Annotated in this window: 20 protein-coding genes; 10 read left to right on the top strand and 10 right to left on the bottom strand. The window is 30.9% G+C overall.

The genetic code is table 11. From position 1 onward, the window contains the following. Window positions 1–134: 134 nt before the first annotated feature. On the top strand, window positions 135–1,103 hold the full coding sequence (gene cysK, locus HA146_RS00690) for a cysteine synthase A (RefSeq protein ID WP_209107688.1): 969 nt from the start codon (window positions 135–137) through the stop codon (window positions 1,101–1,103). 14 nt (window positions 1,104–1,117) lie between these two features. Continuing rightward, a complete protein-coding gene (locus tag HA146_RS00685; protein WP_209107687.1) occupies window positions 1,118–1,795 on the top strand; it encodes a DnaJ domain-containing protein in 678 nt (225 codons plus the stop codon). A 10-nt stretch (window positions 1,796–1,805) separates the two neighbouring features. Here HA146_RS00685 and HA146_RS00680 read toward each other — a convergent pair whose 3' ends face one another. After that, window positions 1,806–2,042: an NAD(P)H-quinone oxidoreductase subunit O gene (locus tag HA146_RS00680; RefSeq protein ID WP_209107686.1), complete on the bottom strand. Its 237-nt coding sequence runs from the start codon at window positions 2,040–2,042 to the stop codon at window positions 1,806–1,808. 135 nt (window positions 2,043–2,177) lie between these two features. On the opposite strand from HA146_RS00680, the gene HA146_RS00675 reads away from it, so the two are divergent. Then, window positions 2,178–3,104, top strand: a complete 927-nt coding sequence (locus HA146_RS00675) for a TIGR01777 family oxidoreductase (RefSeq protein ID WP_209107685.1) — start codon at window positions 2,178–2,180, stop codon at window positions 3,102–3,104. Here the strand turns inward: HA146_RS00675 and HA146_RS00670 are convergent. From HA146_RS00670 to HA146_RS00655, 4 genes are read right to left on the bottom strand one after another with little or no spacing between them, the layout of a single operon-like run. After that, complete coding sequence (locus HA146_RS00670; protein WP_209107684.1) at window positions 3,055–3,324, bottom strand: hypothetical protein; 270 nt, start codon at window positions 3,322–3,324, stop codon at window positions 3,055–3,057. The genes HA146_RS00675 and HA146_RS00670 overlap by 50 nt on opposite strands. Next, entirely contained in the window at window positions 3,317–4,519 is a 1,203-nt protein-coding gene (locus HA146_RS00665) for a lipid-A-disaccharide synthase-related protein (RefSeq protein WP_209107683.1), read from the bottom strand. Before HA146_RS00665 ends, HA146_RS00670 begins: the two co-directional genes overlap by 8 nt. 1 nt (window position 4,520) lies before the next feature. Then, window positions 4,521–4,949: a tetratricopeptide repeat protein gene (locus HA146_RS00660; protein ID WP_209107682.1), complete on the bottom strand. Its 429-nt coding sequence runs from the start codon at window positions 4,947–4,949 to the stop codon at window positions 4,521–4,523. 6 nt (window positions 4,950–4,955) lie between these two features. Further along, window positions 4,956–5,348 carry a HesB/IscA family protein gene (locus HA146_RS00655; protein WP_209107681.1) on the bottom strand — a complete coding sequence of 131 codons (393 nt, stop codon included), beginning with the start codon at window positions 5,346–5,348 and terminating at the stop codon, window positions 4,956–4,958. 100 nt (window positions 5,349–5,448) lie between these two features. Between HA146_RS00655 and zds the strand changes: the two genes are divergently transcribed. Both zds and HA146_RS00645 read left to right on the top strand, forming a co-directional pair. After that, window positions 5,449–6,903 carry a 9,9'-di-cis-zeta-carotene desaturase gene (gene zds / locus HA146_RS00650; protein ID WP_209107680.1) on the top strand — a complete coding sequence of 485 codons (1,455 nt, stop codon included), beginning with the start codon at window positions 5,449–5,451 and terminating at the stop codon, window positions 6,901–6,903. Window positions 6,904–6,906: 3 nt separating this feature from the next. Beyond that, window positions 6,907–7,377: an SRPBCC family protein gene (locus HA146_RS00645; protein WP_209107679.1), complete on the top strand. Its 471-nt coding sequence runs from the start codon at window positions 6,907–6,909 to the stop codon at window positions 7,375–7,377. Here HA146_RS00645 and HA146_RS00640 read toward each other — a convergent pair. The 3 genes from HA146_RS00640 to HA146_RS00630 are packed head-to-tail and all read right to left on the bottom strand — an operon-like array spanning window position 7,370 to window position 8,758. Beyond that, a complete protein-coding gene (locus HA146_RS00640) occupies window positions 7,370–8,167 on the bottom strand; it encodes a uroporphyrinogen-III synthase (RefSeq protein WP_209107678.1) in 798 nt (265 codons plus the stop codon). The two genes, HA146_RS00645 and HA146_RS00640, sit on opposite strands and share 8 nt — an antisense overlap. Continuing rightward, on the bottom strand, window positions 8,154–8,549 hold the full coding sequence (rbfA, locus tag HA146_RS00635; RefSeq protein ID WP_209107677.1) for a 30S ribosome-binding factor RbfA: 396 nt from the start codon (window positions 8,547–8,549) through the stop codon (window positions 8,154–8,156). The genes HA146_RS00640 and rbfA overlap by 14 nt, the downstream gene beginning before the upstream one ends. 5 nt (window positions 8,550–8,554) lie before the next feature. After that, window positions 8,555–8,758, bottom strand: coding sequence for a DUF751 family protein (locus HA146_RS00630; protein ID WP_209107676.1), 204 nt, complete (start codon window positions 8,756–8,758; stop codon window positions 8,555–8,557). Between the two features lie 54 nt (window positions 8,759–8,812). Here HA146_RS00630 and HA146_RS00625 point away from each other — a divergent pair, with 54 nt between their 5' ends. Beyond that, window positions 8,813–9,538: a glutathione S-transferase family protein gene (locus HA146_RS00625; protein ID WP_209107675.1), complete on the top strand. Its 726-nt coding sequence runs from the start codon at window positions 8,813–8,815 to the stop codon at window positions 9,536–9,538. On the opposite strand, the gene HA146_RS00620 is transcribed toward HA146_RS00625, so the two are convergent. Beyond that, window positions 9,525–10,232: a DUF6816 family protein gene (locus HA146_RS00620; RefSeq protein ID WP_209107674.1), complete on the bottom strand. Its 708-nt coding sequence runs from the start codon at window positions 10,230–10,232 to the stop codon at window positions 9,525–9,527. The two genes, HA146_RS00625 and HA146_RS00620, sit on opposite strands and share 14 nt — an antisense overlap. A gap of 1 nt (window position 10,233) precedes the next feature. On the opposite strand from HA146_RS00620, the gene HA146_RS00615 reads away from it, so the two are divergent. Next, window positions 10,234–10,491 carry a chlororespiratory reduction protein 7 gene (locus tag HA146_RS00615; RefSeq protein ID WP_209107673.1) on the top strand — a complete coding sequence of 86 codons (258 nt, stop codon included), beginning with the start codon at window positions 10,234–10,236 and terminating at the stop codon, window positions 10,489–10,491. Here HA146_RS00615 and HA146_RS00610 read toward each other — a convergent pair. Next, on the bottom strand, window positions 10,488–11,045 hold the full coding sequence (locus HA146_RS00610) for a shikimate kinase (RefSeq protein WP_209107672.1): 558 nt from the start codon (window positions 11,043–11,045) through the stop codon (window positions 10,488–10,490). The genes HA146_RS00615 and HA146_RS00610 overlap by 4 nt on opposite strands. 50 nt (window positions 11,046–11,095) lie before the next feature. Between HA146_RS00610 and HA146_RS00605 the strand changes: the two genes are divergently transcribed. Genes HA146_RS00605 through HA146_RS00595 form a run of 3 tightly spaced genes read left to right on the top strand, consistent with a single transcriptional unit; the run spans window position 11,096 to window position 13,841 of the window. Next, window positions 11,096–12,022, top strand: coding sequence for a 6-pyruvoyl trahydropterin synthase family protein (locus HA146_RS00605; protein ID WP_209107671.1), 927 nt, complete (start codon window positions 11,096–11,098; stop codon window positions 12,020–12,022). Beyond that, on the top strand, window positions 12,019–12,669 hold the full coding sequence (locus HA146_RS00600; protein ID WP_209107670.1) for a dihydrofolate reductase family protein: 651 nt from the start codon (window positions 12,019–12,021) through the stop codon (window positions 12,667–12,669). The genes HA146_RS00605 and HA146_RS00600 overlap by 4 nt, the downstream gene beginning before the upstream one ends. A 17-nt stretch (window positions 12,670–12,686) precedes the next feature. After that, on the top strand, window positions 12,687–13,841 hold the full coding sequence (locus HA146_RS00595; protein WP_209107669.1) for a peptidogalycan biosysnthesis protein: 1,155 nt from the start codon (window positions 12,687–12,689) through the stop codon (window positions 13,839–13,841). Window positions 13,842–13,874: the final 33 nt, after the last annotated feature.

Genomic DNA, 13,874 nt, shown 5'->3' with positions numbered 1-13,874 from the left:
TTTTATAATAATCAATATTCTTACTAAGAAAGTTATTTTAGATTAAATTCTTTTGCGAAAATTATATAAAAGATCTTTCAATACATTTATTATGTAAGAAGGAGATTTAATTTTGCAATTTAAATAATGATTTCATGGAAATAGCAAATGATATTACTTCTCTGGTTGGCGATACCCCATTAGTGAAATTAAATCGAATCAGAAAGTACTTTAATAGTTATCCAGAAATAATAGCCAAGCTTGAAAGTTTTAATCCATCAGCGTCTGTTAAAGATCGCATTGCTTATTCAATGTTATGTAAAGCTGAAGAAGAAGGATTGATTACACCAGATAAAACAACATTAATTGAAGCGACGAGTGGTAATACTGGAATTGCATTAGCAATGGTTGCTGCAGCTAAAGGCTACAAATTGATATTAACTATGCCAGACACGATGAGTATTGAGAGAAGGGCAATGTTGAGAGCTTATGGTGCAGAATTACAGCTAACTCCAGGGAATGAAGGAATGACAGGAGCTTTAAATTTAGCTAATGAGTTGTCTTCAAGCATCACTAATAGCTATCAATTTAATCAATTTGAAAACTTCGCTAATCCTGATATTCACGAAAGAACAACTGGGCCAGAAATATGGGCTCAATCTAACAATAATTTAGATGGACTCGTTATAGGAGTAGGGACAGGAGGAACAATAACAGGTTGCGCACGTTTTTTAAAAAAAGTGAATCCAAGTTGCAAAATTTATGCCGTTGAGCCCAAAAAAAGTGCTGTTATTTCTGGAGAACAAGCAGGATCTCATTCTATTCAAGGGATAGGAGCTGGTTTCGTACCGAAAGTTCTGAATACTAAATTAATAGACGAAATTATACAAATAGATGATGATGAAGCGTTTTATTATGGACGTTTATTAGCTCGATTAGAAGGTCTGTTATCGGGCATAAGCAGCGGTGCAGCATTAGCTGCAACAATAAAAATCGGAGAAAGGAAAGACCTAATAAATAAAAGATTGATAGTGATTCTTCCAAGTTTTGGTGAAAGATATTTATCAACCGCAATGTTTGAATCTAATACTTCAGTTCAAGCTCGACAAGATGGTTATCTTTAGTACATCTTGAAAAAATGGGAAAAAACTTTTATGAAGAATTAGGTCTTGAAAAAAATGCAACCAAAAGTGAAATTAAATCTTCATATCGTTCTTTAGTTAAGAAGCATCATCCTGATGCAGGCGGAGACAAAGAACGATTTTTTGCAATACAAAATGCCTGGGAGAATCTAAATGACCCTATAAAAAAAGCTGAATATGATAGAAAAATGTTTCCTTCCAAGGGCTCATTTGACTCATTAAAGGAAAATTGGGAAGAGAAATTTAATTCAAAAAAATATAATTCATCAATTAAAGACAAAGAAGTTGAAACATGGATAAAAGAGATTTACCTGCCGATAAATAGATTAATTAGCCAAATAATTAAACCTTTGAATAATGAAATAAAAGCACTATCTGCGGATACTTATGATGACCAATTAATGGAAAATTTTTGCATTTATATCCGCCTTTCCCAAAAGAAAATAGAAAAAGTTGAAAAAATTTATAATAAAAAGTTAGTACCAAAATCTATTTCAGCTTTAGGTTTAGATCTTTATCATTGTTTTTCACAAGTTAAAGATGCACTATTAGAGTTTGATAGATATACACAAGGATACGTAGATGATTACTTATTTGATGGTAAAGAAATGATTAAAGAAGCAAAAAGAATTCAATCAAAGATGGTAATAGAGAAAAAAAATAAAAATTTTTAAAAATAAAATTTCATTGAATATATTCTTTAAGTTGATCTAATTTCAACCAAACATCTGGCACAGGTCTTCGCCATCGAACTTGAGCATATTCTTCTTTGACGGCAAGAATCTCCCCAGGACCTTCAAAAATATAATTAGGTAAATCATCATCACTGGCAAGGGACTCAATACTTTTGATATAATTTACTCTATCGACAAAAACTAAGCTTCCCTTCTTGAGAGGTTTCTGTGGAATAGAATCTGTCATAATAAATCTATGCAGTTATTTGAAATTTATTATACAAAATCTTGTTTGAAAAATATTTAAAAAAACTGATTATGGAATAATAATTACAAACCTCTAAAAAATTTAATAGCCTTAAATGGTAAACATCTATAAAATATGCGTCTTTTACTACTTGGCTGTACTGGATTTGTTGGTAAAGAATTAGTCCCAACATTACTTAATGAAAATCACGAGATATACATTGTAAGTAGAAAACCTATAAATAAATTAAAGCTTGATTTAGATTTCAATAAATTTAAATTTGTTCAAATAGATTTATCAAAAAAACAAAACTGGAATAATGAAAATCTTCTAAGTATTTTAAGAGAGACAGATGGAATTATTAACTTAATGGGAGAGCCCATAGCCGAAAAGAAATGGACTTATTCACAAAAACAGGAAATTGAAAATAGTAGAATTAATACCACGCAATTTATGATGGAGACACTTAAAAATTTCAAAATCAATCCAAAAGTTATTATAAATGGATCAGCAATTGGTTATTACGGGACAAGTTTGTCGGATGAATTCACTGAAAATAGTATTGGAGGGAAAGACTTTTTAGCTAATCTTTGCAAACGATGGGAAGCAGTTGCTGCTGAAAAACCATTTTTCTCAAGGTTAGTTATTTTTAGAATTGGAATTGTTCTGGAAGCAGATGGAGGTGCCTTAGGAAAAATGCTTCCTGTATTTAAAATTGGATTAGGTGGGCCAATTGGAGATGGTATGCAATGGATGAGTTGGATTCATCGAAGGGATTTATGTGCCTTAATAACTAAATCATTAGTTGATAAAAAGTATTCAGGCGTATTTAACGCTGTTGCACCAAACCCAGTATTAATGAAGGATTTTTCTAAGACTTTAGGTAAATGCCTTAATAGACCTAATTTACTACCAGTACCAGGAGCAGTTCTAAAAATTTTGTTAGGAGATGGATCAAAAGTTGTATTAGAAGGACAAAAGGTAATAAGCAAAAAACTCAGAAATTTTAATTTTAAATATCCTCTTCTTGAGAAAGCAATTTCCGCCTCCACCAAGAATTAAAACCATTTACTAAAGCACCAATAATTAGAATTGTTATTAGTGGAACTATAAGAGGATTCCAAACTATCTGAATAAAATTAATAAAAATGAATATTCCATTTAATTGCATAATTATGGCAAAACCAAAAAATATTGCAAAAAAAATTACTATAAATAAATTTATTAACAATAAATTATCGATTATTTGTTTTAAGTTATTTTGATTATCTTCGTTAGTCATATTTAATAACAAAATTCATATCATCAACCATCTTAATACAAGCTTTGTTTTCACCTAGTCTTTTTTTTGCATTTTCATGACATGAAATCAAAAACTTCTTATTTAGCTTAATTAGGTATATTACTTGTATAATCAATCTTATTGTTTGATTTATTTGATCATTCTTATTTTTATAATTAGTTGCACAAAAAACATATTTTCCAAGCAAACGTCTTTGCGCTTCTGCAAAAGATTTTGTAAATTGTGGGCCTTTCCCTTCAATCTGAATAACAGGTTTACCTAATCCAATCGCCTGCTCTGCTGCTGTGCCTGCCATGCTGATACATAATCTACTTTTCAATAATATTTCGTCAAAAGTATTCCAATATAAATTCACCGTTAAAGATTTATATTGAAATTTCAAGAGATTCTTCTCATTTATTTTCTCTAGGTATAACCATTTTCTATTTTCAAAGATCTCCATTATTTTGGATGAAGATAGAGCATTAACTATTGCAAAATTAAATTCAATTTTTTGAAAATAACTTAAATCTGAAAGAGCCTCTAAAACTTCTAAAATCAAAACAAAATTATTTAAAATCTCGGGAAATCTACTACCTGGAAATAGTCCAATACTAAAGTCAGATTTCTTTAATTCTTTACCTCTAAAAAAATACTTATCCATAAATGGATTACCAAAAAAAGATACTGTCTTTTTTAATTGGGAAGTTAAATCATTAGCCGTAAGAAAATCTCTTGTATATATTTTTTTTGCCTTTTTTGAATTCAAAAAAAATTTAGAGGGCCATGGTAATTTTAACTTCCCTTCATAATGACTTGAATAAGCAACTAGATATGTAAAAAATTCTTTTTTACATACCCATGCAAAAAATACTGGCACAATATCACCAACTACAAAAAAATAATTATATTTTTTTCTTATTTTATAAGTTAAATATAATCTTTTTAGGACATAAATTATTTCTCCTCCAAATATCTCTTTTAATCTTCCCTTAAAAGAATTATAGCCAATACCTCCAGTAGTAAATTCTTTAGTTTTTCCAATAATCTTAATTTTTTCTTTCTCGTAATGAATTCCTTTACCAACAATTGGCAAAGCCTCTACAGAATAACCACTATTTGCCAATTCCTTAGCTATCAAGCTCCCAGATAGATCTTCTCCATGCCCATTACTTAATAATAAAATTCTGGACAATTTAAAAATCCAACCATTTTTTGACTTTGGTTAATTCAGGCCAATCTGGATATCTAATAAATCCGTCTTCAACAGATTCTTTTAACTCACTTTTAACATCTGGCATCATCATAGACATTTTTTTTATTAACTCAATATGATCCCTAACCCCTTTATTATTGGTAGCCAAAAGGGCTAAAGACAAATTCATTCTTGCTTGTGGATCTTGCTGGTTTAATCGAACAGCTTGTCTGGCAGCTGCTAAAGCTTCCTCATTATTTTTCAAGAGTAATTGAAGCCATGATAGACAAGTCCATGCAGCAAAATGATTTGGTATTTGCTGGATAATACTTTGAAAATCTTGAACGATAGGAATTAAATCTTGTCCAGCTTTATATCTTGATAGAGCTGCATTGAAATCCTCTTCGATGGGATTAATTTCGTTATTCATTATTCTTTAAACTGCAAAGGAGCTTCCACAGCCGCAAGTTTGAGAAGCATTAGGGTTTACAAAATTAAACCCACCGCCAATTAATTCCTTACTAAAATCTAATTGCATTCCATATATATATAAAAGACTTTTAGGATCGCAGACTACCTGAAAGCTTTGATCAGAATTCAATGAATAATCATAAACTTTATCATCAGGATTAATTTCATTACTTCCTATAAAGTCCATTGTATAACTCATCCCACTGCAGCCTCCTGATCTTACCCCAACCCTGAGAGCTTTCTTATCAATTTGTCCTTTTAATAAATTTGCAATTTGCTCTATAGCATCATTAGTTATTAAGATACCTTTACCATCATCAGAATTCTTAATTTCCTGTTTAAATACTACATTTTCCATAAACAAAGATTTCCTATTATTTATAATAGTAAAACTTAATCGATAGGTTGCATAGAACGAACAATATCCAAACTTGATTTGTTATAATCTTAAGAAAAAAGTGAAAATTGCAATAGTTGGTTCTGGATTAGCTGGTCTTACAGCTGCGGTCAATTTAGTTGATGACGGTCACGAAGTAGAAATTTATGAAAGTAGGTCTTTTTGGGGGGGTAAAGTAGGAAGTTGGGAAGATAAGGATGGCAATCACATAGAAATGGGATTACATGTATTTTTTTATAATTATGCAAATCTATTTAAATTAATGAAAAAAGTGGGTGCTTTGGATAATTTACTCCCTAAAGATCATACTCATCTGTTCATAAATAATGGTGGCAATTTGAAATCTTTAGATTTCAGATTCCCCTTAGGTGCTCCATTTAATGGACTCAAAGCATTTTTTACAACTGAACAACTTACTTGGGTAGACAAGTTCAGAAATGCCTTAGCTTTAGGAACAAGCCCAATAGTTAGAGGATTGATAGACTATGAAGGTGCAATGGAAATAATTAGAGATCTAGATAGGATTAGTTTTAAAGAATGGTTTTTAAATCATGGTGGGAGTGAAAAAAGTTTAGAAAGAATGTGGGATCCTATCGCATATGCTTTGGGTTTTATCAACTGCAAAGATATTTCAGCAAGATGTATGCTAACTATCTTCATGATGTTTGCCTCAAAAACAGAAGCCTCAAAACTTAATCTTTTAAAAGGTTCTCCTCATAAGTGGTTAACACAGCCTATTGTCGACTACATCACAAACAAAGGGGCCAAGATCAATCTAAACCATAAGGTGGAAGAAATTATTTATGAAAAGGAATCTTCCTCTTATTCCGTTAATCAGTTAAAAATATCTTCTCCTGAAGGGCCTAAAACAGTGTTTGCAGATAAATTTCTAGCTGCCTGTGATGTTCCTGGAATAAAAAAAATAATTCCAAAAGAATGGTATCAATTTAAAGAATTTGCAGGTTTAAAAAAACTTAGAGCTGTTGCAGTAGCTACAATCCAATTAAGATACGACGGTTGGGTTACCGAATTACAAAAAGATAATACTGGAAACTCGCCCACTGGACTCGATAACCTTCTATATTCTGCTGATGCTTCTTTCAGTTGTTTTGCTGATTTAGCACTAGCAAGTCCAGCAGACTATAGAAAAAAAGATATGGGATCACTACTCCAATGTGTTTTAACTCCCGGTGATAGATGGATGGGAAGATCTACAGAAAGAATTACCAAAGAAATAGATAAAGAAGTCCGCCGTCTATTCCCATCTTCAGAAAACCTTAAATTGCTTTGGAGTAACGTAGTACAAATTCCACAATCCCTCTATAGAGAATCTCCAGGGATGGAACCTTTTAGACCCGATCAAAAAACATCTATATCTAATTTCTTTATGGCTGGTAGTTACACTAAACAAGATTATATAGACTCTATGGAGGGAGCTACAATGAGTGGTCATTTAGCTGCGGCCGCAATTTTAGAGAAGAAAGCCGAATTAGCAAAAAATCTTGCAGTTAGTTAACTTATGGGTACTTGGCTAAAACATGACGTAATAACAGTTGTTAATGCGCCTCTTGAAAATGTTTGGAATACATGGAGTGATTTAGACTCAATGTCACTTTGGATGAGCTGGATAGAATCTGTAAAAACAGTTGATGAAGAAACTACAACATTACCAGATTTAACAGAATGGACTTTAGCTGCAAATGGTTTTAGGTTTAAATGGAAAGCTCAAATAACGGAAAGGATCGAAAAAAGTAAACTTAAATGGAAATCTATAGGGGGTTTACCAACTGAAGGATCAGTAGTTTTCGAAAGCAAAAGTGATCAAATTACATCAGTAAATTTAGCAATAACATATGAGCTGCCTAAAATGATTGCTCGATTTATGGAAGAAAATATTTTAGGTAAAATGGTCACAAACGAATTACAGGCCAATATTGATAGGTTTAGAGATTTGGTTGAAAAAAATTATAAAAATGATTTTTCTAACTAAAAATATTAATTGCCACATCTAGCAGTCCTTCAAAAGTATATTTTTGTGCCTGACCATCAACTCTTCCAAAAATCTTTTTGCATATTTTTGTTGTTTGAGGTCCAATAGTTAAAAATTTAGTTTGATCAAAATATTTGACCCATTCCTTACCAAGTGCTTTTTCTAGTAAAAAAGCAGAATTTAATACGGTTTTGCCGCTTGAGAAAATAATTGCATCCACTTTTTTATTAGAAATAAGATCAATTGTATCTGCAGGAATTGAATCAGGACATCTAGTTTCATATGCAGCAACCTCAAATACGCGCGAACCAGCCTTTCTAAATTGATCTGAAATTAGATCCCTACCACCTGTTTGGACTCTTGGCACAAAGACTCTAAGTCCATATCCAGATATTGGGAAATTATCAATTAAACTTTCGGCAACAAATTCTGGAGGTATGAAATCAGCCTTGATCCCAAAATCATCAAGAGTTATTGCAGTTTTTTCTCCGACTACGGCAATTTTTGTTGTTTTAGAACACTCTTTTAACGAACTATTAAAATATCTAAGTCTTTTATCTACAAATTTGATCCCATTACTACTGGAAAAGATAATCCAATGAAAATCATTTATTTGATTTAATGCTTCGTCAAGAGGATTTAAATCATCAGGATCCCCAATACTTATTGCAGGGAATTCAAATATATTGGCACCCTTGCTTGTGAATATTTTTTTAATATCCTTTATCCCCTCTCTTGATCGAGTGATAATTATATTTCTTTGATAAATAGGTAAATCAACTATTGGCATCCTTATCCTCAACATTATTATTTTCTTCGTTGCTATTTTTTATTTCATCAAGAAGTTTCAAGACTGCTAATCCTTTATCAATAACTATATCGTCTTTAAAAATTATCTCTGGTACTCGTCTCATCTCTATTCTTTTTCCTAAATTATGCCTAATAGAGCTTTTAGCGCTATTCAAATTTTCCACAATTTCTTTCTTTACTTTCTCTTGAGCAGTAGAAGTGATATAAATCTTACAGTATTGCAAATCACCTGATAAATCAATCTTGGAAATATTGACGAAATGATCTCTAATAAGATCACTTTCCAAATCATTTTGCAAGATAAGGGTTATTTCTTTTTTTAAAAGAGAAGAAACTTTTGCAAGACGATAATTATTTGGCATTATGATTATGAATTTAATGGATTTGTCATCGCCTGCAAGACAAAATAAACAGTTATGAAAGCACTTAAAACAGAAGATATTAAACCTATTATTGTTAGTGGATTTGATCGATTCTTGAATAAAGGTTCAAGTAATGCAACAAGTCCCCCAATAATAATAGATATTAAATACTTGGGATATCTTGCAACATTAGAGAAAAATTCGCCCATTAGCTCCACAAATAGATTACTTTTTTAGCTAAGTTTTAACAAACATTAATCAGCATGATTACATTATATCAATTTAGGCACAGTGCTTTTTGTTTAAAAACAAGAATGGCTCTCCATGCAAAAAAACTACAATATCGAGTTGAAGAAGTAACGCCTGGAATAGGTCAATTTGAAATCTTTAAATTATCAGGTCAAAAACAAGTCCCTGTAATAGTCGATGTTAATGATCAAATTATTCATGACTCATCAACAATTTGCGAATATATAGATAAAAAAAATGATAATAATCCACTTTTTCCTGAGGACCCAGTATTATTCGCACAATCCAAACTAATTGAAGACTGGGCAGATACTACAATGGCTACAACTTGTAGAAAAGCTTTAATAAAATCTGCAATAGAAAATCCACAGCTAAGAACTGCATTACTTCCAGATGAAATACCTTCTTCAGTTAAAAGTATTGTTGATAAATTACCTTTTGAAAATCTTAGTAAAATCTCCAATGTAGTTTTATCTTCTAAAGATAATTTAGAACTGCAAAAATTACTGGAAGCTTTATCAAAATCCTTGATCAACAAAAAATATTTAGTTGGAGATAGTTTATCAATTGCAGATATTTCAATTGCAGCTCAATTATCCCTTCTTAAATTCCCAAATTCTGCAGGGCCAATTCTTTCAGGAGAGGGGAGTCAAGAATACATCAATAACCCTTATCTAGAAAATCTTTTCATGTGGAGGAACAACTTAGAAGAATATCTTTTTAGTGCTAACTCTCAATAAATTCAAAAGTCAATTTATATTTATTTGTTTTAATAGCACGAATAGAGGGATCACCAACTTTTGAACCATAAGAAGCAACATATTGCACTCCACAAATTGATGGTTTGATTGTATTATTAACTTCCAATATTTCTTCGGAACATTTTTGAAATTTACTAATTGTCTCTACCTGATTAATCCTTGAAGCACCTGGCTTATGCGCTGTTTGTATAACTAGCTCATCTGCGAAAAAAATATCATCATCTTGGATCTGATTTCTCCCTTGAATTCTTGAATCAATATAAAAATCATCTTTTAAATAAGTAATTTGATTATTAATAGATGTAGGATCATTTACAACCTTTATTAAGGTATCCCCAAATATTGCTTTTCCAATAGATTCAGAATTTTTTGCACGATCACCAACAATTAAATCTGAATCATTCTTAAAGAAATTTACTTTATAAATAACTGGCTCTTCTGAATCATTAATTATATCTTGAGAGGTAACAAGCCAATACCCCTCGAACCATTTGGGATAAATTAAATCCTTAGAAGTATCAGATAATTTAAATTTTGGTAAATATAATTCTGGCCATTGATTTACACGATTTTCCAAAAACTCTCGTACGTTAGAATCTACTAGAGCAAAAGAACTTTCTAAAAAAATTCCTTGAAAAGTCAAGCAAAGAATTAATCCAAGAATAATTTTCATTATGTCAAATCCACTAATAAGAGCATCAGATCATTATGTATTATTAGAGCCAGATTCAAAAGAAAAAATTGTATCAAAGCAAGAAGCAATTTTATGGTTGAAGAATTGGCTTAGTAAGACAGAAACACAAACAATATATCAAAATATAGAAGATCCTGATCAGGAATTTTTTGAAGAATTATTGGAAAGCACTTATGAATTAGAAATAAAATCAGGATACGTTATCAAATGGTTTGCAGTAAGAATTGAACCAGATTAACTAATTATTTCTTTATGAATTGCATTGATTATTTTCATAGCAACTTCTTCAATATTTTCTCTTTTTACCTGAATTCTTAAATCTGCTTGAGAATACAAATTTTCTCTAGATTGAAAAATGCTCATATATAAATCATTTAGATTCTTTCCCTGAAGTAGTGGCCTATTTTCAATTTCATTTTTCAATCTTTCAATTGCTATATCTTTGTCGAGATCTATCCAAGCAATAATTCCCTGTCTTAAGATTCCCCAGTTTTGCGATTTGGTAACTATTCCTCCCCCAGTTGAGATTACTAATGAAGGAATTTTGATAGTTTCTTTGAGGCAGTTTGCTTCTAATTCACGGAAATTATCTTCTCCTTCATCATTAAAAATTTGATTGATAGATTTTTTTGCCAACTTCTCTATTAATGAATCTAAATCAATGTATTTATAATTCAATAATTCAGCCAGCTTCAAACCAGTTTGTGACTTACCAGAACCCATCATTCCTATTAAAAATATGCTTCTGCCCTTGATAGTATGAACTGTTTTTTCGATAATGGATTTTTCCATAAAGACAAAAGCGTATTTAAAACCTTAAGATAGTATTATCGCAGACAGGTATGACTTCTACACAATCCAAACCATTACATGGAAAAGGACGTGAATGCGTCATAACTCGACGTGCTTGCTTTAGTTCTAGTCACCGTTATTGGCTTCCTGAAAAAAGTCCAGAAGAAAATTTATCTCTTTTTGGAAAGTGCAGTATTGCTCCAGGGCATGGTCATAATTATGAACTTATTGTTTCAATGGGGGGAGAACTAGACTCTGATGGAATGGTACTTAATCTCTCTGATGTAAAACACTCTATTAAAAATAAGGTTACTGGACAATTAGATTTTCGTTTTTTGAATGATGTCTGGCCTGAATTTAATGTTAATAATCAAGAGGGGATACTTCCCACAACTGAAGCAATAGTAAAGGTCATTTGGAGTCGTCTAAAGGATGATTTACCTCTTACAAGTCTAAGGCTTTATGAAAACCCAAATTTATGGGCAGATTATTTTGGAAAAAACATGGAAGCATTTTTAACAGTTCAAACTCATTTTGCAGCCGCTCATAGACTTGCAAAAGAAGAGATATCCTTTGATGAAAATAAAAAAATCTATGGGAAATGTGCCAGAGTTAATGGACATGGTCATAACTATCTTGTCGATATAACTGTAAAAGGAGACATTGATAAAAGAACAGGAATGGTTTGCGACTTATCTGCCCTCCAAGAGATAATTAATGATTTGGTTGTTGAAAAACTAGATCATACGTTTTTAAATAAAGACATCGAATTTTTCCATAATTGTGTTCCAACTGCTGAAAATATAGCTTTATATATTTCTGATATTCTTAAAAAACCAATACACAAACTAGGAGCACAATTACACAAAATAAGACTCCAAGAGAGCCCAAATAATGCTGCAGAAATTTATGTTGACCAAAAGTTAACCAATTCATTGAAGTTGAAATTTGAAAATAGTTTAGTAACACAAACTTGAGCATCCCAAGAGTAATAATTGTTATAGCATCTAGTCTTGATGGGAGAATTGCATTTCCTGGAGGTGGAGAAACGCATCTTGGAAGCGAAGAAGATAAGAAAATGTTAAATCAAAACTTATCAACGGTAGATGCTACCATTTTTGGTTTAGGTACTTTAATAGCTCATCAGTCAACTTACCTAATTAAAAATATCAATGATAATGACGAAGTAAATATATCAAAAAGTCAACCAATTTCTATAGTTGCTTCAAATAGCAAAAAATTTAACAGTAATTGGAAATACTTTCGTCAACCAATTAGAAGATGGCTAATCAGCTCAAGTAAAGTTGATAATTCTTCAAATAATGACTTCGAGAAACAACTCTTTTTCGAAGATTCATGGGGGAAAACTTTAATTTCACTCAAAAAAAAAGGGATAAATGATCTAGCTCTTTTAGGAGGTGCAAAACTTATAAATTCATTTATAAAAGAGGATCTAATAACAGATATAAAAATTACAATAATTCCACGAATTATTGGAGGTAGATATACATGGATCCCTCCAGAAAAAACAAATGAGATTTTTAATCTCAAAAGACTATGGGAAATTAAATCAATTAAAAATTTAATGAATAATGAAATCCACGTTCATTACAAAAAAATTTGAAATAGATTCAATAATAAATGAACCAAAAAATACATAAAGTTGAAGTCAGATTGTCAATTAAGGAAATCTCCAAGGAGAGATGGAATGAATTAGCAAATGAAATCAATAATCCATTTTATGAATGGACCTGGCTTAAAAACCTTGAAATATCAAAAAGTGTTTCAAGAGAAACTGGTTGGCAGCCTCTATATTTTGTTGCTTATAAAAATGAAGAAATATTAGGAATTGCTCCACTTTTTTTAAAAAATCATAGCTATGGAGAATTCATTTTTGATCAATCATTTGCAAGATTGGCTCAAGATCTTAATTTAAATTATTACCCTAAATTAATTGGAATGAGTCCTTATAGTCCTGTAAATGGATATCAATTTCTTTATAAAAAAAATAAAGATAAGAAAGAAATTACAAATTTACTTATAAAACATATCGAAAGCTTTGCAATTACAAACAAAATTTTAAGTTGTAATTTTTTGTATATTGATGAAAGCTGGGGCAACCATCTTAAATCTTTGGGGTACCATGAATGGATAAATTCCAGCAGTGAGTGGAGGAGTAATGGAGAAAAAACGTTTGATGATTTTCTTTCTAGATTTAACTCTAATCAGAGAAAAAATATAAAAAAAGAGAGGAAATCAATTACTAAACAAGATATTAAAGTAGAAATTTTTAATGAAGCTGATATCAACCAAGAAATCCTCAAAAAAATGCATAATTTTTATGAACTGCATTGTTCAAGGTGGGGAGTTTGGGGAAGTAAATATCTAACATCTACATTTTTCGAAAAAATTGTTGATAATAAAAAAAATCTTTTACTTTTTAGCGCATCAAAAAATGATTCAAATGATATTTTTGCTATGTCAATGTGCGTTAAAAATAAAAACAACTTATGGGGTAGATATTGGGGTAGTGAAGAAGAAATATCTAATTTACATTTTGAATTATGCTACTACCAGCCAATTGAATGGGCAATAAAAAATAGTATCCATTTGTTTGATCCTGGAGCAGGTGGTAAACATAAAAGGCGGAGGGGGTTTTTTGCAAAAAATACCATTAGCTTGCATAAGTGGTTTGACAAAAATATGGAAAATATAATTTATCCTTGGCTAAATGAAGTTAATAAACAAACCAAGATGGAAATTGATTTTGAAAATAAATCTATACCCTTTAAATAAAAAATTATTTGGCTTTACCAAAGATTATATTAT

The sequence above is a fragment of the Prochlorococcus marinus CUG1416 genome (genome assembly GCF_017695965.1).
GTDB lineage: Bacteria > Cyanobacteriota > Cyanobacteriia > PCC-6307 > Cyanobiaceae > Prochlorococcus_A.
Note: the sequence above shows the minus strand (reverse complement) of the source record. Positions and strands in the feature narration are given on the sequence as shown.